Origin of the sequence: Pseudomonas sp. NFPP24, assembly GCF_900112095.1 — a bacterium.
Taxonomy (GTDB): domain Bacteria; phylum Pseudomonadota; class Gammaproteobacteria; order Pseudomonadales; family Pseudomonadaceae; genus Aquipseudomonas; species Aquipseudomonas extremorientalis.
In genome coordinates this window covers 245,575-266,289 of the sequence record NZ_FOKD01000003.1, presented here as the reverse complement: position 1 = coordinate 266,289, position 20,715 = coordinate 245,575, and the positions used below count along the sequence as shown (strand labels likewise).

At 62.3% G+C, this 20,715-nt stretch carries 19 protein-coding genes; 8 read left to right on the top strand and 11 right to left on the bottom strand.

The genetic code is table 11. From position 1 onward, the window contains the following. Window position 1: 1 nt before the first annotated feature. The 4 genes from BM026_RS08070 (at window position 2) to BM026_RS08055 (ending at window position 4,704) form a co-directional block, all read left to right on the top strand. Complete coding sequence (locus BM026_RS08070; protein WP_092244824.1) at window positions 2-490, top strand: Csu type fimbrial protein; 489 nt, start codon at window positions 2-4, stop codon at window positions 488-490. A gap of 25 nt (window positions 491-515) precedes the next feature. After that, window positions 516-1,304: a fimbrial biogenesis chaperone gene (locus BM026_RS08065; protein ID WP_093512893.1), complete on the top strand. Its 789-nt coding sequence runs from the start codon at window positions 516-518 to the stop codon at window positions 1,302-1,304. 71 nt (window positions 1,305-1,375) lie between these two features. Beyond that, entirely contained in the window at window positions 1,376-3,733 is a 2,358-nt protein-coding gene (locus tag BM026_RS08060) for a fimbria/pilus outer membrane usher protein (protein WP_093528278.1), read from the top strand. After that, window positions 3,730-4,704, top strand: coding sequence for a Csu type fimbrial protein (locus BM026_RS08055; RefSeq protein ID WP_092244827.1), 975 nt, complete (start codon window positions 3,730-3,732; stop codon window positions 4,702-4,704). Before BM026_RS08060 ends, BM026_RS08055 begins: the two co-directional genes overlap by 4 nt. On the opposite strand, the gene BM026_RS08050 is transcribed toward BM026_RS08055, so the two are convergent. Together BM026_RS08050 and BM026_RS08045 are read right to left on the bottom strand one after the other, a co-directional pair. After that, on the bottom strand, window positions 4,701-5,438 hold the full coding sequence (locus BM026_RS08050) for an anti-sigma factor family protein (protein ID WP_093527972.1): 738 nt from the start codon (window positions 5,436-5,438) through the stop codon (window positions 4,701-4,703). The two genes, BM026_RS08055 and BM026_RS08050, sit on opposite strands and share 4 nt — an antisense overlap. Beyond that, window positions 5,435-5,941 carry an RNA polymerase sigma factor gene (locus BM026_RS08045; RefSeq protein WP_092244834.1) on the bottom strand — a complete coding sequence of 169 codons (507 nt, stop codon included), beginning with the start codon at window positions 5,939-5,941 and terminating at the stop codon, window positions 5,435-5,437. Before BM026_RS08045 ends, BM026_RS08050 begins: the two co-directional genes overlap by 4 nt. 167 nt (window positions 5,942-6,108) lie before the next feature. Between BM026_RS08045 and BM026_RS08040 the strand changes: the two genes are divergently transcribed. Together BM026_RS08040 and BM026_RS08035 are read left to right on the top strand one after the other, a co-directional pair. Further along, window positions 6,109-7,191 carry a catalase family peroxidase gene (locus tag BM026_RS08040; protein ID WP_093527969.1) on the top strand — a complete coding sequence of 361 codons (1,083 nt, stop codon included), beginning with the start codon at window positions 6,109-6,111 and terminating at the stop codon, window positions 7,189-7,191. Next, entirely contained in the window at window positions 7,188-7,727 is a 540-nt protein-coding gene (locus BM026_RS08035) for a cytochrome b (protein WP_092244841.1), read from the top strand. The genes BM026_RS08040 and BM026_RS08035 overlap by 4 nt, the downstream gene beginning before the upstream one ends. An 18-nt stretch (window positions 7,728-7,745) precedes the next feature. Here the strand turns inward: BM026_RS08035 and BM026_RS08030 are convergent, their stop codons facing one another. Together BM026_RS08030 and BM026_RS08020 are read right to left on the bottom strand one after the other, a co-directional pair. Then, a complete protein-coding gene (locus BM026_RS08030) occupies window positions 7,746-8,897 on the bottom strand; it encodes a M14 family metallopeptidase (RefSeq protein ID WP_093512887.1) in 1,152 nt (383 codons plus the stop codon). Window positions 8,898-9,362: 465 nt separating this feature from the next. Then, window positions 9,363-9,713 carry a DUF6124 family protein gene (locus tag BM026_RS08020; RefSeq protein ID WP_093527966.1) on the bottom strand — a complete coding sequence of 117 codons (351 nt, stop codon included), beginning with the start codon at window positions 9,711-9,713 and terminating at the stop codon, window positions 9,363-9,365. Window positions 9,714-9,845: 132 nt separating this feature from the next. Here BM026_RS08020 and BM026_RS08015 point away from each other — a divergent pair, with 132 nt between their 5' ends. Then, window positions 9,846-10,478, top strand: coding sequence for a LexA family protein (locus BM026_RS08015; protein ID WP_071492000.1), 633 nt, complete (start codon window positions 9,846-9,848; stop codon window positions 10,476-10,478). Here BM026_RS08015 and BM026_RS08010 read toward each other — a convergent pair. Genes BM026_RS08010 through BM026_RS07995 form a run of 4 tightly spaced genes read right to left on the bottom strand, consistent with a single transcriptional unit; the run spans window position 10,475 to window position 16,001 of the window. Further along, window positions 10,475-12,400, bottom strand: a complete 1,926-nt coding sequence (locus tag BM026_RS08010) for an acetyl/propionyl/methylcrotonyl-CoA carboxylase subunit alpha (protein WP_093527963.1) — start codon at window positions 12,398-12,400, stop codon at window positions 10,475-10,477. The two genes, BM026_RS08015 and BM026_RS08010, sit on opposite strands and share 4 nt — an antisense overlap. Beyond that, window positions 12,397-13,203, bottom strand: a complete 807-nt coding sequence (locus tag BM026_RS08005) for a gamma-carboxygeranoyl-CoA hydratase (RefSeq protein WP_092244853.1) — start codon at window positions 13,201-13,203, stop codon at window positions 12,397-12,399. The genes BM026_RS08010 and BM026_RS08005 overlap by 4 nt, the downstream gene beginning before the upstream one ends. A 15-nt stretch (window positions 13,204-13,218) precedes the next feature. After that, window positions 13,219-14,826 (bottom strand): carboxyl transferase domain-containing protein, encoded by a 1,608-nt coding sequence (locus BM026_RS08000; RefSeq protein ID WP_092244856.1) that lies wholly within the window; start codon window positions 14,824-14,826, stop codon window positions 13,219-13,221. Between the two features lie 11 nt (window positions 14,827-14,837). Next, complete coding sequence (locus BM026_RS07995) at window positions 14,838-16,001, bottom strand: isovaleryl-CoA dehydrogenase (protein WP_093527960.1); 1,164 nt, start codon at window positions 15,999-16,001, stop codon at window positions 14,838-14,840. Window positions 16,002-16,151: 150 nt separating this feature from the next. Here BM026_RS07995 and BM026_RS07990 point away from each other — a divergent pair, with 150 nt between their 5' ends. Further along, window positions 16,152-17,789, top strand: a complete 1,638-nt coding sequence (locus BM026_RS07990; protein WP_093527957.1) for an AMP-binding protein — start codon at window positions 16,152-16,154, stop codon at window positions 17,787-17,789. A gap of 541 nt (window positions 17,790-18,330) precedes the next feature. Here BM026_RS07990 and BM026_RS07985 read toward each other — a convergent pair. The 3 genes from BM026_RS07985 to BM026_RS07975 form a co-directional block, all read right to left on the bottom strand. After that, the gene (locus BM026_RS07985) at window positions 18,331-19,230 is read right to left on the bottom strand and encodes a hydroxymethylglutaryl-CoA lyase (RefSeq protein ID WP_093527954.1); all 900 of its coding nucleotides are present in this window, start codon (window positions 19,228-19,230) and stop codon (window positions 18,331-18,333) included. A 16-nt stretch (window positions 19,231-19,246) separates the two neighbouring features. Further along, the gene (locus BM026_RS07980) at window positions 19,247-19,639 is read right to left on the bottom strand and encodes a MerR family transcriptional regulator (protein ID WP_071491993.1); all 393 of its coding nucleotides are present in this window, start codon (window positions 19,637-19,639) and stop codon (window positions 19,247-19,249) included. Window positions 19,640-19,752: 113 nt separating this feature from the next. Beyond that, the gene (locus BM026_RS07975) at window positions 19,753-20,688 is read right to left on the bottom strand and encodes a LysR family transcriptional regulator (RefSeq protein ID WP_071491992.1); all 936 of its coding nucleotides are present in this window, start codon (window positions 20,686-20,688) and stop codon (window positions 19,753-19,755) included. Window positions 20,689-20,715: the final 27 nt, after the last annotated feature.

The window sequence follows — 20,715 nt, the reverse complement described above, 5'->3', positions numbered from 1 at the left end:
AATGTGGCTCAGAGTCTTGCTGGCCTGTGGGCTGGCGGTACCGCTGCCGTTGTCGGCGGTGACGAGCCAGAGTTTCCAGGTGAGCGCGACCATCATCCCGGGCTGCCTGATCGTGGGCGGCAGCTCCAATTATGGTGCGCTGACCTATGGCAGTCATTCGGCCCTGGCCACCAGCACGGTCACGGCGGCGCTGACGGGGGGCGTGACTTTGCAATGCACACCGGGTGTGACGCTGAGCATGAGCGTCGACGGCGGGCAGCACAGCAGCACCGGGCGCAATCTGCAGCTCAATAGCGGTAGCGCGCGGGTGGCTTACCAGTTGTTTCGGGATGCGGCGTTCAGTCAGGGCCTGGGGATCGACCAGAGCGTCAACGTGGCCTACAGCGATGCGAACAATATCAGCCTGCCGATCTACGGGCGGGTGCAATTGCCGGGCAATCAGCCTGGGGGGACATACAGCGACACGCTGCAGGTGCAGCTGACGTGGTAAGGCTATCGGTATAAGGAGTGGGGTTATGCGTTCACCATCCCGGCGGTTGTGGGCCGCGGGTATTGCCTTGAGTGCGTTGTGCACGGCGGGGCTTGTGCAGGCGGCCAGCTCGGTGCTGATCTGGCCCATCGACCCGGTGCTGGAGGCCGATCAACAGGCTAGCGCGCTGTGGCTGGAAAACCGTGGGACCGAAACCGCGAGCCTGCAGATTCGTGTGTTTGCCTGGAGCCAGAGTGGTTTCGAAGAGCAATACCAGAACCAGCGTGATGTGATCGGCAGCCCGCCCGTAGCGCGGATCGAGCCGGGGCAGAAACAATTGGTACGCCTGACCCGCACCCGTGAAGTACCACCGGGGCAAGAGTTGGCCTACCGCATCATCATCGATGAAATCCCTTCACCCCTGCAGGTGCCCACGCCGCCGGAAGGCAAGAACACCGCAGCGGCGATCCGCTTTCAGATGCGTTATTCGGTGCCGCTGTTCGCCTACGGCGCGGGTCTGTGGAACAAGGAGGACAGCACGCGCCAGCGTGACCCCAAGGGCGCGGGCAAGCCGGATCTGAGCTGGCACAAGGTCACGGTAGCAGGGCGCGACTACATCGAAGTGCGCAACCAGGGCGCCGTGCATGCGCGCCTTACCGATGCCGCATTCAAGCAGGGCGGGCAGACACGGCCCTTGGTGGATGGCCTGTTGGGCTACGTGCTGCCGGGCGCCAGCATGCGCTGGCCGGTGCCGCCAGCGCTGTCGGCCGACCAGCCGCTGCAGGTCAGGGTCAACGGCGCATCCCAGTTGGAGAGCCTCGCGCCGCAGCGGTAACAAGCCTGTAACGGGGCAGGAACGTCCCGGGATTTAAACGGATGGAGATGTCCATTGAAGGACACAACGCCATGGTGAGTCGTGGTCTGGCTCGCAGTCTATGGCTGTCGGTGGTGGGCGGACTGGGCGGCGCAGTGGTGGCGCTTCCGGGCGTGGCTGGCGACCTGCCACCGCCCCCGAGCAGTATGGAGGCTGTCGCCGATGCACAGTTGTTTCTGGAGCTGGTGGTCAATCAGATGGACACCGGCCGCGTTATCGCGGTCGATCAACGGGCCGGGCAACTCTATGTGCCGGCCAGCGCACTGCAGGACGTGGGCATGAAGTTGCCCGGCGAATTGAGCGGCAGCGTGGCGCTGGACAGGATCCCCGGCCTGCACAGCGATTACGACAGCAACGGCCAGCGCCTGCTGCTGGATGTGCCGCCGTCGTGGCTGAAGGAACAATTTATCGGCAACCGCGACACTTACCCGCGCACCCAGGCAATGAGCAGCTTTGGCGCCTTGCTCAACTATGACCTGTATTTCAACGACACTGACGAAGGCGGCAGCTACCTCGCCGCCTGGAACGAAGTGCGGCTGTTCGACAACTGGGGCACCTTGTCCAATACCGGCCAGTACCGCCAGACCTTGGCTGATGGTGTCAGCAGCGGTACGTTCAACAACGGCTACCGGCGCTATGACACTACCTGGCGCTTCTCCGATGATGAGCGGCTGCTGACCTACGAAGCCGGTGACGTGATCAGCGGCGCCTTGCCCTGGAGCAGTTCGGTGCGCCTCGGCGGTGTGCAGTTCTCGCGGGACTTCGCGGTGCGTCCGGACCTGGTGACTTACCCCCTGCCGCAATTTGCCGGTGAGGCCGCGGTGCCGTCGTCGGTGGACCTGTTTATCAATGGCTACAAATCCGATAGCGCGCAGTTGCAACCGGGGCCCTACACCCTGACCAACGTGCCGTTTATCAACGGAGCGGGCGAAGCGGTGGTGGTGACGACTGACGCCCTGGGTCGCCAGGTGTCGACCACCGTGCCGTTCTATGTGACCAGCACGCTGTTGCAAAAAGGCCTGACGGATTTTTCAGTGGCTGCCGGCACCTTGCGCCGGGAGTACACCCTCAAGGACTTCGCCTACGGCCCCGGCGTGGCGAGCGGTACCTTTCGTTATGGCTATTCCGACAATTTGACCCTGGAGAGCCATGCCGAAGCCTCCACTGACCTGACCCTCGGCGGCCTGGGCGGTAACCTGCGGCTGGGCAATCTCGGCGTACTCAATGCCGCCGTCAGCCAAAGTCGATTCGAAGGGCGTAGCGGCCAGCAACTGAGCCTGGGGTATCAGTACAACAGCACGCGCTATAGCCTGTCCTATCAGCGGGTGGAACGACACGACGAGTACGCCGACCTGACCCTGGTCGACACCGCTTACGCCAGCCTCAGCAAGCGCAGCGAGCAGGTGACGCTGAGCCTCAACCTTGAACGTTTTGGCAGCCTGGGCATGGGGTATTTCGACGTGCAGGCGGCGGACGATTCGCGCACGCGGCTGCTCAACCTGAGCTGGAGCAAGCCGCTGTGGCGCAATACCAGTTTCTACCTGTCGGCCAACCGCGAGATCGGCGACAGCAATTGGGCGATGCAGGCGCAGTGGGTGATTCCGTTCGACCTCAACGGCAGCCTGGCCTTGAGCACCGAGCGCAGCAAGGACGGCGCCAGTCGCCAGCGCCTCAATTACAGCAGCGCAGTGCCCAGCGAGGGTGGGGTGGGCTACAACCTCGGTTATGCCCAGGGCGATGGTGCGGCGTACCGGCAGGCCGACCTGACCTGGCGCTTGCAGTCGGTGCAATTGCAGGCCGGCGTGTACGGCAGCAGCGATGCCCAGACGCGCTGGGCGGATGCCAGTGGCTCGCTGGTGTGGATGGGCGGCGACACCTTTGCCGCCAACCGTATCAATGATGCCTTTGTGGTGGTGAGTACCCAGGGCTTCGCCGGTATCCCGGTGCGCTACGAGAACCAGCTGGTGGGCGAAACCGACCGTAATGGGCATCTCCTGGTGCCGTGGAGCAGCGCGTACTACCGCGCCAAATACGAAATCGATCCGCTGAACCTGCCGCTCAATGTGCAAAGCCCAAATGTGGAACAGCGTGTATCGGTGCGCCGTGGCAGCGGCTACCTGCTGGAGTTTCCGTTGCGCCGGGTACTCGCGGCGAGCGTTACCCTGGTGGACACCCAGCATCAGGAATTACCCTTGGGCAGCCTGGTGGTGCACGAGCAAAGCAACCAGCAGGCAGTGGTCGGCTGGGACGGCCTGGTGTACCTGGAAAACCTCTCGGCACATAACACCTTGCAGGTCACGCTGGGTGAAGGGCGTACGTGCCAGGCGCGATTCGAGGTCAACGAGCAGCAACAAGGCGTGCCGCTGATCGGGCCGTTGGTGTGCCAATGAGACGCGTGGGCTGGCTGTGGCTCCTCGGGATGGTGGGCTCGGGGCAGGCAATGGCGCTGTGTTCGACGGTGGCGACGGCTCCGGTGAGTTTTGGCTCGGTGAGTTCGATCAACGTACGCACCGCGACGCAAAACAGCTCGACCCTCAATGGCGGTTTGAGCTGCACCGCTTCACTGATCGCCCTCGGCACCAGTGACCACTTCTATGCCACGATCACCTCAACCACCAGCGGCATGGTCGGCCCCACGGGGGATGTGATCGGTTATACGATTTATGGCAACAACACCACCACGTTCCCTATTACACGAGGGCTTCAGTTCGATTTCGGTCCCAATGGCATTGCGACAAGCGCGGGTCTTTTGACGGGGCCGGGCAGCAAGAACCTGCCGCTTTACGTGGGCAGTATTACCGGGACCAATGTGGCGGCCGGGGTGTATACCGAAGTCCTCAGCGTTGCATGGACCTGGGATTATTGCATTGGCCTGGGGGTGGGCAACTTGTGCGTATTGCGGGACAAAAACCTGACTCCCCAAGTCAAGCTCCTGACCGTGAGCATGACCGTCACCAATGACTGCCAGATCACCGCGCCCAATATCAGTTTTGGCAGTGCGCCCGTCATCAGCGGGTTCACTGCCGTGACCGGCCAGACCATCAGTATTTCCTGCACCAAGGGCAGCGCCTACAGCGTAGGCCTGAGCGACGGCCAGAACGCCGTCAGTGTGGGTGGGCGGCGGCGCATGATCGCCGGCACCCACTACCTGGCCTACGACATCTTCAAAAGCGCCGGCACCACGCGCTGGGGCAGCGTGGGCGCGGCGCGGCGCGACAGTTCTACCGCCGAGGTCAACCCCGGCAACGGCCTGGGTATCGGCAGCCAGGTGTTCAACTACAACGCCAGGATCTACACCGATCAAGCCACACCGCCCGCCGGCACCTACCTCGACAACGTGGTACTCGACGTGGGCTTCTAGAACTTCAGCATCGCCGGGGCGGGCTGATCCGCCGGGCTGACCACCGCATAGTTGTAGCCGGCACCGGACCAGTACTGGGCCTGCAAGCCATCGGCGCTGCGGCTGCCACGGGGCAGAAAGCCGTTTTCCGGGCCTGGCGGGCGGATGTAGAAGCTGATGCGCCGCCCTTGCGGGTCTTCGTACAGCACCATGGCGGCGGCGCCTTGCTCGGTGGTGAGCAGGCGCCCGCTGACCGGCGTGAAGCCCGACGCGCTCAGGTCAGGCAAGCGGTGGGCCTGGTTGAAGTAGCGGTCGAGCCAGGCCTGCATCGTGCTGCCGCCCTGGCCCTTGTAGTCCGCCGGCATGATGCCGTCCTGGGCAAACAAGCGGAACGCCTGCATCGCGTCGGCCATGGGCAGTTGGGCCGGCTGGCTGACTTCACGGGCGTGCCAGCCACCGACACCGCCGAGGCCGACAGCGATCAGCAGCACGGCTGCCGTAGCCAAGTGGCGGCGTGATTGACGCTTGATGCGCTGGCGGATCAACGTCGGGTCCAGGTCCGGGTTGGCCGGTTGCTGCAGGGCACCGCCCAACGCGGCACGCAGCAACTGCGCGTCGTGCTGCCAGGCATGGACCTGGGCTGCGACATCCGGGTGGGCTGCCAGATAGGTTTCAAGTACACGGCGATCACTCTCCAGCAGTTGGTGATCGACGTAGGCATGCAAATCGCGTTCGCTGGGGGGCAGTCTGATCATTTGAGTATCCGCAGGGAAGGGCTGGCAATTTCGCCATCACTGAGTTGACGCAGGGCCTGGCGCGCACGGGAAAGGCGTGACATCACCGTGCCGAGGGGCACATCGAGGATCTCGGCGACTTCCTTGTAGCTCAAGCCTTCGACCGACACCCACAGCAACAGGGCACGCTGCTCGGTGTTGAGCTGATCGAAGGCTTGCAGGGTCGACTGGGCGATCACCGTGCGTTCGACCGATGGCTGCGTATCGTCACGCCCGGTAAAGAATTCCAGCATGCGCGCATACCGCCGGGTGCGACGGTGGGCATCGAGGAACTGGCGGTAGAGGATCGAGAACAACCAGGCACGCAAGTCGCCTTCGACACGTTTATCGGCCCAACTGATGATCGCCCGCTCCAGGGTCGACTGCACCAGGTCGTCGGCGCTGCTGGCGTTACGGGTCAGGGACACGGCAAAGCGCCGCAGCCTGGGGATGAGTTCACGTAACTGTTCGTCGAGTTCATGCATGGGAATCTGGCTGGCCACTACGCTGGGATTAGAGAGACGTGCGCCGTTGAGGGTTATTCCCCGTGCTTGAAAATAAATCCAGGGCCAGGGAATAGAGCCGATCGGCGTTCGTCTTCATGCTCCGACCTTATGTTCACCCCTAAGGCCTTTGGCCCCGGAGTTCCTTCATGGTAGATCACTCATCACCGCCTCGTCCCCCGTTGAGCACCGCGAGCCTGATCGCGCGCCTGGCGGGTATCGGTGCCGTGGTTGCGGTTGTGGCGGGGGCCTTTGCCTACGTCAACGGCACCCTCGACCCACAGCGCCTGCGTCCTAAAACCCTGGTCAACGCGCTGGAAACCAACAATGGCGTGCACCCGGGCTTTCGGCGTAACCATGCCAAAGGCATCTGCGTCGCCGGGTATTTCGAGAGCACGCCCGAAGCTCGCACCTATTCCAGTGCCCAAGTGTTCAGCGAGGCCAAGACCCCCGTGATCGGCCGCTTTGCCTTGCCCAGCGGCAACCCTTACGCGCCCGATAGCAGTGTGCCGATCCGCAGTTTTGCGGTGCAGTTCTCCCAGGCCAACGGCCAGCAATGGCGCACCGGCATGAACAGCATGCCAGTGTTCCCGGTGGGCACGCCCGAGGCGTTCTATCAGTTGCTCCAGGCCGGCGCACCGGAGCCCACCACTGGCAAGCCGAACCCGGCGAGCATGCCGGCGTTTTTCGCCGCCCACCCCGAGACCGCGCCGTTCCTGGCGTGGGTCAAGACTGCCAAGCCCTCGGCGAGCTATGCGACCGAAACCTACAACGGTATCAACGCGTTTTACCTGGTGGGCGCCGATGGCAAGCGCCAGGCCGTACGTTGGGGCGTGATGCCGCAGCGTCAGGATGCGCCGGGCGATACCGCGCCAGCCGGAAGTGATTACCTGGAACAAGACCTGGTGCAACGCTTGGCCGCCGGGCCGCTGCGCTGGCAGTTGAACATGACCCTGGCCAACCCGGGTGACCCGGTGGACGATGCGAGCAAGGCCTGGACTGGCGAGCATAAAGTCATCAATGCCGGCACCCTGGTGTTGCAAAGCAGCCAGCCACAGGCGGACGGTGATTGCCGCGACATCAACTTCGACCCACTGATTCTGCCCAGTGGTATCGAAGCGTCCAATGACCCGTTGCTGGCGGCACGCTCGGCGGCGTATGCCAGTTCCTACCTGCGCCGCGCCGGTGAAGTCGGCCCGTTGCACAGCGCCCCTCAGGAGTCGAAGCCATGAATGCCCAACCACGGTTTTTTGCCCCGCTCGCGCGCCTGCTGCACTGGCTGATGGCGCTGATGATCATCGCCATGCTGTTTATCGGCGCGGGCCTGGCGGCTTCAGTGTCGGAACGGCATGAGTGGTTGATCCACCTGCACAAGCCGCTGGGTATCGCGATTCTGGCGCTGGTGATCGTGCGCCTGGCGGTTCGGTTCTCCACGCGCCAACCGCCGCTGCCCGTCGACCTGCCGTTGTGGCAAGTGTTGGCGGCCAAGGCGTCCCATGTGGTGCTGTATGCCTTGATGCTGGTATTGCCACTGCTGGGCTGGGCGATGATTTCGGCGGCAGGCGATCCGGTGATGCTCAGCAGTTCTGTGCGGTTGCCGGCGCTGGTGGGCGCGAACGCGCCATTGTTCGCGGTGCTGCGCAAGGCCCATGGTTATCTGGCCTACCTGCTGTTCCTGACGGTGCTGTTGCACCTGGCGGCGGCGTTGTTCCATGGGCTGATCCGCCGCGATGGCGTGTTGCAGAGCATGACCGGCACCAAGGAGTGATGCCGGTGGGAGAGGGCGTCAGCGCAGCACGGTGACGATATCGGCCACCGTGCTCAGCACGTCCTTGCCCAACTGCCTGGAGCGCTCGCCTGACCAGCCGGTCTTCGGGTTGGGCGCGTCGTCGTTGTCCTTGAAGGGCATTTCCAGGGTCAGCGACAGGCAGTCGTATTTCTGGCCGACCGCGTTGCACGCCAGGGTCATGTTGGCTTCGCCCGGCAGGTCGCGGGTGTAGCCGTGGGTGGTCTGGAAGTCGCGGGTCAGGGCGCTCAAGTGGCTGCGAAAGTGTTTTTCCAATGCCTCGATGCGTGGGGTGTAGCCGGGGTTGCCTTCGCAGCCGGCGGTGAAGACGTAGGGGATTTCCTCGTCGCCATGGATATCGAGAAACAGGTCGACGCCGTACTTTTCCATTTGTTGCTGGACGAACAACACTTCCGGGCTGCTCTCCTGGCTGGCGCTCTGCCAGGCACGATTGAGGTCCTGGCCCATGGCGTTGGTGCGCAGGTGACCGTGGAAGGCTCCGTCCGGGTTCATGTTTGGCACCAGGTACAGGTCGGCGACCTTCAGCAGTTTTTTCAGCTCGGCGTCACCGTCCTGTTGCAGGCGTTCGATGATGCCCTCCATGAACCATTCGGCCATGTGCTCGCCGGGATGCTGTTGGGCGATGATCCAGATCTTGCGCCGACCTTCGCCGCCCTTGCCGCGACGCAGTAGCTGGATGTCACGGCCTTCGGCACTTTTGCCGGTGGCCAGCAAGCAGGTACTGGCGCGACTCAAGGCCTGCTCGATCAGCCAGTCGTGGCGCTCGCGGCTATAGGGTTCGAAATAGGCGAACCAGGCGTGCTTCTCGCGGGTTTCCAAACTGATATGCAGGATTTCCCCGTCGAAGCGCGAAGGCACCCGGAACCAATTGACGTGGTCATAGGAGGCCACGGCGTTGTAGCCACTCCACGCGTGTGGGTAGGACGATTTACCCGCATTGCTCAGGCGAAAGGTGTGGGTATGGCCCACGTGCATGCCTTCGGCCTTGAAGTGGAACCATTGGTAATGTTGGCTGCGCGTGTCGGGTTTGATTGCCAGCAGTAACTGATAGGCGTCGTGGGCATCCAGTACCTGGATATTGCCACTGTCGAAGTCGGTGCTGATCCTGATGGAGGTCAAGGCCACGGTCATAGTCTGGTTGCCTGAATATGAGTGTTGTGGCGGCTATCTTACACAGGAGTCTGGTAAAGACTGGACGCAAAATTGTTGCGAAGGGGGAGGGGGCGTCTTCCTTGACGCCGCAGCAGCTTAGGATCTATGAGATTGATTCTCAAGCGCTATTTCGAAAAGATGGGGGCCAGAGCGGTAGACTGGCTTTCTTTTGGCGATAGTCTTTTGCTACCATGCGCGCCATCAAGCAACACACAGTCTTCATTAGCCTGAAGCCATGCCAGGGAAACTGGCAAAAAAAAGACCCGGCCAAAGAGCCGGGTCAAAAACCGTGATTAGCCTGATGAGGAGATATTCCAAGAGTCCGACCTAAGGTCCCTTGGCCTATCGACTGATCTCGCGATCAGCTGGGTCCAATAATAATCATTATCATTTGCAAGTCAAATGTTTTTATCCGTGAGATAGAAATATTTTTCTTCGCGCCTGTCATCCGTTCGCTTGAGCCTCCGGCGCCTGCAACGACCGCTCCACCATCGCCTTCGCCATATCGATCAAATACACCACCGAAAACGCCAGGTCACGATGAGTGCCGCGATGGCTGCTCGCGGACTCATAGGCCGTGGCCGCTGCACTGCGCAACAGGTCCGAGGCGTGCACCAGGGCTTCCTCAGGGCTGATGCCTGGCTTGATGGCAAACAGGGCATCGTCAGGGGCTGGTGCCGACATATCTTCTTTCAAGTAAAAGTCCAATGCGCGCTTGGCGGCGCCGCTGCTGCGCAGGTCTTGCAGCTCGGTGTCTTCGGGGATTTCAGGCAGCAGATACGGGCTTGTCGTCATAAGGGGCGGTACTCTGGGGTGGGTGTCGAAAACCTTATGCTCGATGATAGTACGTATCGTATTTATGTCGTTTTATGGATTACTACAAACTGTTTATTGCCCTGGAAACTGCGTGACGTATTGTCAGCGCCCATGGATAACTGGATCGCGTTGGTCAAGGCCAACATGGAAGACCGCAAGGTCACGCAAGGTGAACTGGCTGAGCGCCTGGGCATGTCCCAGGGCGGCGTCGGCCATTGGCTTAACAAGCGCCGTGCGCCGAGCCTGGTGGACATGAATCGGGTGCTGGCGGCGCTGGGGCTGGGCTATCTGGAGGTCGCGCTGGATATTCGCGAGCGGGTCGATGAGCCGCCTGCGGAGAAAAACTACAACCCGTATTTCCGTTATCCGGTCAGCGATTGGAATGGGTTGTGCGAAGTGCGTGAGCCGCGTACACCTTACGGCGCTGCCCGCTTCGAGCTGACGGATTACCACGCCCGGGGCGAAGCCTTCTGGCTGCCGGTCACCGGCGACGCCATGACCGCACCCAGTGGCCTGAGCATCAGTGCGGGCATGATGATCCTGGTGGACCCGGCCATTGCCGCCGAGCCCGGTAAATTAGTGGTGGCCCAGTGGGTCGGGAGCCCCCGGGCGACCTTTCGCCAGTTGCTGGAGGAGAGCGGCCAGCGTTACCTGGTGCCGCTCAATCCCACCTACCCGAAGCAGTTGCTGACCGACGATTGCCGCCTCCTGGGCGTCGTCGTACAGGCCACGGCAAAATTTTAACCAGCCGTTTCAAGCTCCACCAAAGTGCAACCTTCGGCAACCATTTCGCCTTCCTGGCAGAACAGTGCCTTGACCACCCCGGCCTGGGGCGCACGGATGCTGTGTTCCATTTTCATGGCTTCCAGCACCACCAGTTGCGTGCCGGCTTCCACCGGTTGGCCCACCTCTACCAGCACCCGTACGATGCTCCCATTCATCGGGGCTGTCAGCCCACCCTGATGGGATTGGTTGGCCTCGACTGCAGCAATCGGATCGAACAACGATACGCCGCGCATCTCGCCGTCCCAACGCAGATACACCGTGTGGTCATGGCGTACCGCCAGATGGCTGCGACGCACGCCCTGTTGTTCGATCAGCAACTGTTCGCCACGCAACTGTGGCGCCTGGGCGGCCTGCGTGACCAGTCGGTCCTGGCCATTGCAACTCAAATGCAGTGACACCTCGGCAGGCAGCCCGGCGCGAAAGCCGCGTTTAGCTGCCCAGGGTCCATCCGATGGTGGCAGGCTCTGCATGTATGCCGCGGCGGCCGCCTGCCAGAATTCATCACCCAGTTCACCGGCCTCGGGCAACAAGTCATCCTGATAGCGCGGAATGAATCCGGTATCCAGTTCCGCATCCGCAAACGCCGGATGCCCGATAATGCGCCGCAGAAAACCCAGGTTGGTCTTGAGCCCGCCGATGGCAAACTCATCCAGCATGCCCAACAACCGCAACCGCGCCTGTTCACGGTCCTCGCCCCAGGCAATCAGCTTGCCGAGCATGGGGTCATAGAACGGCGAGACGTTGTCGCCTTGCTCGACACCGCTGTCCACACGGCGCCCTGGTCCGGGTGCGGATTCGCGATACAGCGCCAGGTGCCCGGTGGCAGGCAGGAAGTCATTGGCCGGATCCTCGGCATACAGCCGCACTTCGATCGCATGGCCGACCAGCGGCACCTGTTCCTGGGTGATCGGCAGCGCCTCGCCCTGGGCGACACGAATCTGCCAGGCCACCAGATCCAGGCCGGTAATCGCTTCGGTGACGGGGTGCTCCACCTGCAGTCGCGTGTTCATCTCCATGAAGAAGAAATCGCCACGCGCGTCGAGCAAAAACTCCACAGTGCCAGCACCGACATAACCGATGGCCTGGGCCGCACGCACAGCCGCCTCGCCCATGGCCTTGCGTTGTTCAACACTCAACCCCGGTGCCGGCGCTTCCTCGACGACTTTTTGATGGCGACGCTGAATCGAGCAGTCCCGTTCGTTGAGGTACAGGCAATGCCCGTGTTGATCGGCGAACACCTGGATCTCCACATGACGTGGCTTGAGCAGGTATTTCTCCACCAGCATCTGCCCATTGCCGAAAGACGACAGCGCTTCTCGCTGGGCCGAAGCGAGCGCCTCGGCCAACTGGCTGACGTCCTCGACCACCTTCATGCCCTTGCCGCCGCCACCGGCCGTGGCCTTGAGCAGTACCGGGTAGCCAATGCGCTCGCAGGCGGCGCGGAAGGTGTCCAGGTCCTGGGCGTCGCCGTGATAGCCCGGCACCAGGGGCACGCCTGCGGTTTCCATCAGCGCCTTGGCGGCCGACTTGCTGCCCATGGCATCGATGGCGGAGGCGGGCGGCCCGAGGAAGATCAACCCGGCGGCTTCAATCGCACGGGCAAACCCGGCGTTCTCCGACAGAAAACCGTACCCCGGATGGATCGCCTGGGCGCCGCTGGACTGGGCGGCGGCGATCAGCTTGTCGATTTGCAGGTAGCTGTCGGTAGCCTTGCTGCCGCCCAGGTCGACGCGAATATCCGCCTCACGGCTGTGCCGTGCATCGCGGTCGATGGCGCTGTGCACCGCCACGGTGGTCAGGCCCATGGCCTTGGCGGTGCGCATCACGCGGCAGGCAATCTCGCCACGGTTGGCCACCAGCAGGGTTGTCAATTTACTCATGAACGCGGCTCCTGGGGCTGCCAGCTCGGTGGACGTTTTTGCAGGAACGCGCGCAAGCCTTCCTGGCCCTCGGTGCTGACCCGGATGCGCGCAATGGCGTTTTCGCAATAGCGGCGCAGCGCTGGGGTGAGGGCACCGTTGCCCACTTCGCGCAACAGGTCTTTGCTGGCGCGCATGGCAGCCGGGCTGTTGTGCAGCAGGTTGGCGATCCACTGTTCGACCTGATGGTCCAGCTCGCCGATGGGATAGCTTTCCGCCAGCAAGCCGATGTCGCGTGCGCGCTGGCCGCCAAAGCGTTCGGCGGTCAGGGCATAGCGCCGTGCTGCGCGTTCGCCGATGGCTTGCACCACGAACGGGCTGATCACCGCCGGCGCCAGGCCGATGCGCACTTCCGACAAGCAGAACTGCGCATCATCGGCACCAATCGCCATGTCGCAGCAACTGATCAAGCCGAGTGCGCCCCCGTAGGCCGCGCCTTGCACCACCGCCAGGGTCGGGATTTTCATTTTGGCCAGGTTGTACATCAGCTCCGCGAGTTCGCGGGCATCGTCCAGGTTGGTGTGGTAATCCAACTCGGCCGACTGCTGCATCCAGGCCAGGTCGGCGCCGGCGCTGAAGTGCTTGCCGCGCCCGCGCAGGACCAGGAAGCGCAGGGACGGATCGCCTTGTACCCGATCGAGGGCGATGATCAGCTCGCGGATCATCTCGGCGTTGAACGCGTTGTTCTTGGCTTCACGACTGAGCCACAGCGTGGCAAAGCCACGGGGGTCGATGATCAGTTCGAGGGTGTTGAAATCGCTCATGGGGTACAGCTCCATTTACATGCGGAACACGCCGAAGCGGCTCGGCTCGATGGGGGCATTCAGCGACGCGGACAAGGCCAGCGCCAGCACGTCACGGGTCTGCAACGGGTCGATCACACCGTCGTCCCACAGGCGTGCGCTGGAGTAGTAGGGATGACCCTGGGTTTCGTACTGGTCGAGGATCGGCTGCTTGATCGCGGCTTCTTCTTCCGTGCTGAACGCTGTACCGGCGCGTTCGGCCTGCTCGCGCTTGACCTGCACGAGCACACCCGCCGCCTGTTCGGCGCCCATCACGCCAATGCGTGCGTTGGGCCACATCCACAAAAAGCGCGGGTCATAGGCGCGGCCACACATGCCGTAGTTACCCGCGCCAAAGCTGCCGCCGATGATCACCGTGAACTTCGGCACCTTGGCGCAGGCCACGGCGGTGACCAGCTTGGCGCCATGCTTGGCGATGCCGCCGGCTTCGTACTTCTGGCCGACCATGAAGCCGGTGATGTTCTGCAGGAACAACAAGGGAATGCCGCGCTGACACGCCAGCTCGATAAAATGCGCGCCTTTTTGCGCCGCTTCGGCAAACAGAATCCCGTTGTTGGCCAGGATCGCAATCGGGTAGCCGTGCAGGTGGGCAAAGCCGCACACCAGGGTGGTGCCAAACAGCGCCTTGAATTCATCGAACACCGAACCGTCCACCAGCCGTGCAATGACTTCGCGCACATCAAACGGCTGCTTGGCGTCGGCCGGGATCACGCCGTACAACTCTTCACTGCTGTACAGCGGAGCTACCGGCGAACGTTGCAGCAACTGGCCTTGTTTGCGCCAGTTGAGGTTCGCCACGCTGCGCCGGGCCAGCGCCAGTGCATGCTCATCGCTGTCGGCATAGTGATCGGCCACCCCGGAAATCCTGCAGTGCACATCGGCCCCACCGAGGTCTTCGGCACTCACCACTTCACCGGTCGCCGCCTTCACCAACGGTGGACCGGCGAGGAAGATGGTGGCCTGGTCGCGCACCATGATTGCTTCGTCGGCCATGGCTGGCACATAGGCGCCACCGGCGGTGCACGAACCCATCACCACCGCAATCTGTGGGATGCCCTGGGCGCTCATGTTGGCCTGGTTGAAGAAGATCCGCCCGAAGTGCTCGCGGTCGGGAAACACTTCGTCCTGGCGCGGCAGGTTGGCGCCGCCAGAGTCCACCAGGTAGATGCACGGCAGGCGGTTCTGTTCGGCGATGGTCTGGGCGCGCAGGTGTTTTTTGACGGTGAGCGGGTAGTAGGAGCCGCCTTTGACCGTGGCGTCGTTGGCGACGATCATGCATTCGACGCCTTCCACGCGGCCGATCCCGGCAATCACCCCGGCGGCCGGCACGTCTTCGCCGTACACCTGATGGGCGGCCAGTTGGCTGAGTTCAAGGAACGGCGAGCCCGGGTCGAGCAAACGATTGATACGCTCGCGGGGCAGCAACTTGCCGCGTGAGGTGTGTCGCTCCTGTGCCTTGGCGCCGCCGCCTTGCTGCACGTGGGCGAGCAGGGTGTGCAGGGCGTCGACCTGTTGGCGCATCGCCGCGCTGTTGGCGGCAAACTCCGCCGAACGCGGGTTGAGCTGGGTGTGCAAGGTGGCCATGGTGCGCTCCTTCAGCGGGTTTCGTTGAAGAGTTCGCGACCGATCAGCATCCGCCGGATTTCACTGGTGCCGGCGCCGATCTCATACAGCTTGGCGTCGCGCAGCAGGCGCCCGGCCGGGAATTCGTTGATGTAGCCGTTGCCACCCAGGATCTGGATCGCGTCCAGGGCCATTTGCGTGGCGCGTTCGGCACTGTAGAGGATCACCCCGGCGGCATCCTTGCGCGTGGTCTCGCCACGCTCGCAAGCCTGGGCTACCGCGTAGAGGTAGGCGCGGCTGGCGTTGAGCTGGGTGTACATGTCGGCAACCTTGCCCTGGATCAGCTGGAATTCGCCGATGCTCTGGCCGAACTGCTTGCGGTCGTGAATGTAGGGCACGATCAGGTCCATGCACGCTTGCATGATTCCGGTAGGGCCGCCGGAGAGCACCACGCGCTCGTAGTCGAGTCCGCTCATCAGCACTTTCACGCCGCCGTTGAGCGCGCCGAGGATGTTTTCTTCGGGCACTTCCACATCATCGAAAAACAGCTCGCAGGTGTTGGAGCCGCGCATGCCCAGCTTGTCGAACTTGTTGCTGCGGCTGAAGCCCTTCCAGTCGCGCTCGACGATAAACGCGGTGATGCCGTGCGGGCCTTTTTCCAGGTCGGTCTTGGCGTAGATCACATAGGTGCTGGCATCGGGGCCGTTGGTGATCCAGGTCTTGCTGCCGTTGAGTACGTAATAGTCGCCGCGCTTATCGGCGCGCAGCTTCATCGAGACCACATCGGAGCCGGCGTTTGGCTCGCTCATGGCCAGGGCGCCGACGTGTTCGCCACTGATGAGCTTGGGCAGGTATTTGAGTTTCTGCGCGTGATTGCCGTTGCGGTTGATCTGGTTCACACACAGGTTGGAGTGTGCGCCATAGGACAGCGCCACCGAGGCCGAGCCGCGGCTGATCTCTTCCATGGCCACCACGTGGGCCAGGTAGCCCAGGCCGGCGCCGCCGTATTCTTCAGGCACGGTGATGCCCAGCAGGCCCATGTCACCGAACTTGCGCCACAGGTCGGCGGGGAACAGGTTGTCGATGTCGATCTGCGCCGCACGGGGCGCGATTTCCTTGCCCACAAAGGACTGCACCTGGTCGCGCAGCATGTCGATGGTTTCACCGAGGGCGAAGTTCAGGGACGGGTAACTCATGGACAGGCACCTTAATGTGAGCATTGTTGTTGTGTGGATGGGGCGCCAGGGGAGGGCGCTCACCTTTACGTTAACGTAAGCTTGCGTTGCGGCGCTGTCAATCGTAGTTTACGTTTACGTCAACCTACAAAAAAGACAACAGGGGTCGTTATGGAACAACCGAACCAGAGCTACAGCCGCGGCTCACAGGACAAGACCTTGCTGGCCATGACGATTGGCCAAGCCTTTGACCGAACCGTTGCGCAGTTCCCCGATGGCGAGGCCCTGGTGGTGCGTCATCAACAACGTCGCTACACCTGGCGACAACTGGCGGAGACTGTCGATTTGCACGCGCGGGCGTTCATGGCCCTGGGCATGCAAACGGGCGACCGCCTGGGCATCTGGGCACCCAATTGTGCCGAGTGGTGCATCAGCCAGATTGCCAGTGCCAAGCTCGGGGTGATCCTGGTCAACATCAACCCGGCCTATCGCAGCAGCGAGTTGGACTACGTGCTCAAGCAGTCCGGCTGCCAGTGGCTGGTGTGCGCCGGCTCATTCAAAAGCTCCGATTACCACGCCATGCTGCAGGAGCTGAAACCGGACGTGCGCGGCCTCATCAGCCTCGATCCCAAACCGCCCGCAGGGTTCATGCCGTGGTCGCAACTGGCCGCGCTCGGCGCTGGCATTGCGCCCGAACAGTTGCACAGTCGCCAGGCCAGCCTGCACTTCGATCAGCCCGTGAATATCCAGTACACCTCCGGCACCACCGGCTTCCCCAAGGGCGCCACCCTCAGTCATCACAACATCCTCAATAACGGCTACATGGTCGGCGAAAGCCTGGGCCTGACCGCGCAAGATCGCCTGGTGATCCCGGTGCCGCTGTATCACTGCTTCGGCATGGTCATGGGCAACCTGGGCTGCATCACCCATGGCACCACCATGATCTATCCGAACGACGGCTTCGACCCGCTGCTGACCCTCACCACCGTCGCCGAAGAACGCGCCACCGGTCTTTACGGCGTACCCACCATGTTCATCGCCCTGCTCGATCACCCACAGCTGGGCGACTTTGACCTGTCTACGCTGCGCACCGGCATCATGGCTGGCGCCACGTGTCCCATCGAGGTGATGCGCCGGGTCATCAGCGAACTGCACATGCGCGAGGTCCAGATTGCCTACGGCATGACCGAGACCAGCCCGGTGTCGCTGCAAACCGGAGCGGACGATGACCTGGAGCGCCGTGTGACCACGGTCGGGCGCACCCAGCCACAATTGGAAAGCAAGATCATCGATGCAGACGGCAACACGGTGGCGCGTGGAGAAATCGGCGAATTGTGCACCCGCGGCTACAGCGTGATGCTCGGCTACTGGAACAACCCCGACGCCACGCGCGAGGCCATCGACGACGCCGGCTGGATGCACACCGGCGACCTGGCAAGCATGGATGCCCACGGCTACGTATGCATCGCCGGGCGCAACAAGGACATGATCATTCGCGGCGGCGAGAACGTGTACCCGCGTGAGCTGGAGGAGTTTTTCTTTACCCATCCGGCGGTGGCGGATGTGCAGGTCATCGGCATTCCGGATGCGCGCTACGGTGAAGCCATCGTTGCCTGGATCAAGTTCCACCCCGGCCATGTCGCCAATGAACTGGAGCTGCAAACCTGGTGCAAGGGCCGCATCGCGCACTTCAAGACGCCCAAGCACTTCAAGTTCGTAGAGGAGTTTCCGATGACGGTAACGGGCAAGATCCAGAAATTCCGCATGCGCGAGATTTCCATGGAGGAGTTGGGGGCAGGGCAGGAGTAAATCCCTGAATGCACAAAGGGGACCCGAGGGTCCCCTTTAATTTGTCGTTGCGTGCTCTTTTTTTATTATTGAGGGGCGGTCTATTGTTGTTTTTGGCAACCGTTACCCTTTACCGCTGTTTTTGGCGACCCCCATCCGGGATCAAGAGCAAACGTATTTTTTTGAGCGCTGATCTGCTTCTTCGTGATGATCCAACCAGTGGGCAGCTACCTGAGGTAGTTTTATTTTTCTCTGACCGGTTGCGGGTTTCGGCATGCCGTACCCTGCAAAGCACATCTTCTCCAAAAAAATCTGTTAGCTGCGTCTCTGCCGTGTTGTTTTTGTTATGTCAGAGTCGTTTCGTCTTATTTTTATTAGGTTTGGCGCTTTTTATTCTTGTTATGCGATAGAGATAGCAGAACCCGTGCCAACTTTTTAAAACCCTTTAAAATCAATGATTTGATTTTTGCGTAGGGATTGGCCTACGGCAAATACGACAAAATATGTTCCCGTGTTACTCGATGTGTAGGCGTGCGGTAACACATTGTCACGGCTAAGCTACTCAAACGGCGTCACGCGCCTTGGCCACACGCGATCCTGTTGGCCGGCCCAGTACGCTGCTGATCTGCTGCCCCGCGCCAATCAATGCCTCAAGGTCGATACCGGTCTCGATGCCCAGGCCGTCGAGCAGGTACAACACGTCTTCGGTGGCGACGTTACCGCTGGCGCCCTTGGCATAGGGGCAGCCGCCGAGGCCCGCGATAGAGCTGTCGAACACCGTGATGCCTTCCAGCAGGCTGGCGTAGATATTCGCGATGGCCTGGCCATAGGTGTCATGGAAGTGCCCCGCCAGCTTGTCCCGTGGCACCTGCGCCGCGACCACCTCGAACAGCCGTCGCGTGGCGCCTGCCGTGCCGGTGCCGATGGTGTCGCCCAGAGACACCTCGTAGCAGCCCATGGCATACAGCTCCCGCGCCACCGCCGCGACCTGTCCCGGCGCGATCTCGCCTTCATACGGGCACCCCAGCACGCAGGACACATAGCCCCGCACGCTGACCCCATGCTGCCTGGCCGCCGCCATGATCGGCGCGAAGCGCTCCAGGCTTTCACTGATGGAGCAATTGATATTGCGCTGGGAAAACGCCTCGGACGCAGCGGCAAACACCGCCACTTCCTTAACGCCAGCCGCCAGCGCGTCGTCAAACCCGCGCAGGTTCGGCGCCAGCGCACCATAAGTCACACCGGGCTTGCGCTGGATCTGCGCAAATACCTCGGCGGAACCGGCCATTTGCGGCACCCACTTGGGCGAGACAAAACTGCCGACCTCGATATAGCGCAAGCCGGCAGCGCTGAGGGCGTCCACCAAACGGACCTTGTCCGCCACGCTGATGGGTTGGGCTTCGTTCTGCAAACCATCGCGCGGGCCGACTTCCACCAGGCGCACGTGTGAGGGGAGGGACATGGCAATTACCTTCTGATCAGTGGTCGGCCTGGCGCAGGGTGTGGGCCAGGGCCTGGGTGCAGCGCTCTTCGGCGGTGTCCAGTTCCAGCTTCATCTGTTCGATGTCCAGCAGTTGCTGTTCCAGCTGCTCGCGGCGCTCGGCGATTTTTGCCAGCATGCTGTTGAGTTGCACGTGGTTGCCACTGGTGGGGTCGTAGAGTTCGATCAGCTCGCGGCACTCGGCCAGGGAAAAACCGATGCGCTTGCCCCGCAGGATCAGTTTGAGGCTGACCTTGTCGCGCGCCGAGTAGATGCGCTCCTGGCCCCGGCGTTCCGGGGCCAGCAGGCCTTGTTCTTCGTAGAAGCGAATGGCGCGGGTGGTGATGTCGAGCTCGCGGGCGAGGTCGGAGATGCTGTAAGTCGTGCTCATGGGGGCGCTCAAGGAGGTCTTGGCGTTAAGCTACTGGCAGGTTGACGTAAACGTCAAGGGTCGCTGCGCGACCCATCGAGGGCAAGTCCCCTCCCACAGGACGCTCGCCAACCTCACGCCTGTTGTTTATCCAGCTTCTTCTCATGGGCCGTGACCTGCTGGCACAACTCGATCATCTGCTCGCGCATCCAGCGGTTGGCCGGGTCCTGGTCGGTGCTTTCGTGCCAGTACAGATGGGTTTCCACCGGCGGTACGTCGTTGACCGGCAGGTTGAACCAGTGCAGTTCATGGCGGCGGGCGAAGCGCTCGGGCACGGTCATGACCATGTCGGTCTGCTGCAGCACCTGCGAGGCCATCAGGTAATGCTGGGAGCGCAGGGCGATCTTGCGCTGGATGCCCATCTTGCCCAGGGCCAGGTCCACATGACCCAGACCGTTGCGCCGGCTGGAAATATGGATGTGGGTCAGCGACAGGTAGTCATCCAGCGTGAGCTTGTCCTTGCCGGCCAGCGGATGCCCCTTGCGCATGGCACACACGTAGCGGTCTTCCATCAGCTTGACGTGGCGAACCTGCGGGTCCGTGTTGAGCGGCGCATCCACGGCAAAATCCAGGCGCCCGGCGGCCAGTTCCTTGGTGGTTTCGCGGCGCTTGGACAGGAAACTCTCGATCACCACCGTGGGCGCCAGGCGACGCAGGCGCTGGAACAGCAGCGGCAGGATCACCGCCTCGGTGAGGTCGGTCATGCTGATGCGGTAGGTCTTGGCCGCCTGTTGCGGGTTGAAGATGCGGCTTTCCTGCACTGATACCCGCAGCAACGACAGCGCATTGCGCACCGGGCCGATGATGTTCTGTGCCATCGGCGTCGGCACCATGCCCTGGGCGGTGCGCACGAACAGCGGGTCGTTGAAGGTCTCACGCAGGCGCGCCAGCGCGTTGGACACCGCCGGCTGGGTGATGCCGACAATCTGCCCGGCGCGGGTCAGGTTGGCTTCGGTGTAGATCGCGTCAAAGACGATAAACAGGTTGAGGTCGACCTTGCTCAGATTCATTTCGCAGCGCTCTTATTGTTAGGTGGC

What these genes read in the sequence shown, in the direction of transcription:
- BM026_RS07975 (WP_071491992.1), bottom strand. Translation starts at nt 20,688, where the DNA reads ATGAATCTGAGCAAGGTCGACCTCAACCTGTTTATCGTCTTTGACGCG.
- BM026_RS07985 (WP_093527954.1), bottom strand. Translation starts at nt 19,230, where the DNA reads ATGTCCCTCCCCTCACACGTGCGCCTGGTGGAAGTCGGCCCGCGCGAT.
- BM026_RS08045 (WP_092244834.1), bottom strand. Translation starts at nt 5,941, where the DNA reads ATGCATGAACTCGACGAACAGTTACGTGAACTCATCCCCAGGCTGCGG.
- BM026_RS08005 (WP_092244853.1), bottom strand. Translation starts at nt 13,203, where the DNA reads ATGAGCGATTTCAACACCCTCGAACTGATCATCGACCCCCGTGGCTTT.
- BM026_RS08060 (WP_093528278.1), top strand. Translation starts at nt 1,376, where the DNA reads ATGGTGAGTCGTGGTCTGGCTCGCAGTCTATGGCTGTCGGTGGTGGGC.
- BM026_RS08040 (WP_093527969.1), top strand. Translation starts at nt 6,109, where the DNA reads ATGGTAGATCACTCATCACCGCCTCGTCCCCCGTTGAGCACCGCGAGC.
- BM026_RS08020 (WP_093527966.1), bottom strand. Translation starts at nt 9,713, where the DNA reads ATGACGACAAGCCCGTATCTGCTGCCTGAAATCCCCGAAGACACCGAG.
- BM026_RS08070 (WP_092244824.1), top strand. Translation starts at nt 2, where the DNA reads ATGTGGCTCAGAGTCTTGCTGGCCTGTGGGCTGGCGGTACCGCTGCCG.
- BM026_RS08010 (WP_093527963.1), bottom strand. Translation starts at nt 12,400, where the DNA reads ATGAGTAAATTGACAACCCTGCTGGTGGCCAACCGTGGCGAGATTGCC.
- BM026_RS07995 (WP_093527960.1), bottom strand. Translation starts at nt 16,001, where the DNA reads ATGAGTTACCCGTCCCTGAACTTCGCCCTCGGTGAAACCATCGACATG.
- BM026_RS08035 (WP_092244841.1), top strand. Translation starts at nt 7,188, where the DNA reads ATGAATGCCCAACCACGGTTTTTTGCCCCGCTCGCGCGCCTGCTGCAC.
- BM026_RS08000 (WP_092244856.1), bottom strand. Translation starts at nt 14,826, where the DNA reads ATGGCCACCTTGCACACCCAGCTCAACCCGCGTTCGGCGGAGTTTGCC.
- BM026_RS08015 (WP_071492000.1), top strand. Translation starts at nt 9,846, where the DNA reads ATGGATAACTGGATCGCGTTGGTCAAGGCCAACATGGAAGACCGCAAG.
- BM026_RS07990 (WP_093527957.1), top strand. Translation starts at nt 16,152, where the DNA reads ATGGAACAACCGAACCAGAGCTACAGCCGCGGCTCACAGGACAAGACC.
- BM026_RS08030 (WP_093512887.1), bottom strand. Translation starts at nt 8,897, where the DNA reads ATGACCGTGGCCTTGACCTCCATCAGGATCAGCACCGACTTCGACAGT.
- BM026_RS08065 (WP_093512893.1), top strand. Translation starts at nt 516, where the DNA reads ATGCGTTCACCATCCCGGCGGTTGTGGGCCGCGGGTATTGCCTTGAGT.
- BM026_RS08050 (WP_093527972.1), bottom strand. Translation starts at nt 5,438, where the DNA reads ATGATCAGACTGCCCCCCAGCGAACGCGATTTGCATGCCTACGTCGAT.
- BM026_RS08055 (WP_092244827.1), top strand. Translation starts at nt 3,730, where the DNA reads ATGAGACGCGTGGGCTGGCTGTGGCTCCTCGGGATGGTGGGCTCGGGG.
- BM026_RS07980 (WP_071491993.1), bottom strand. Translation starts at nt 19,639, where the DNA reads ATGAGCACGACTTACAGCATCTCCGACCTCGCCCGCGAGCTCGACATC.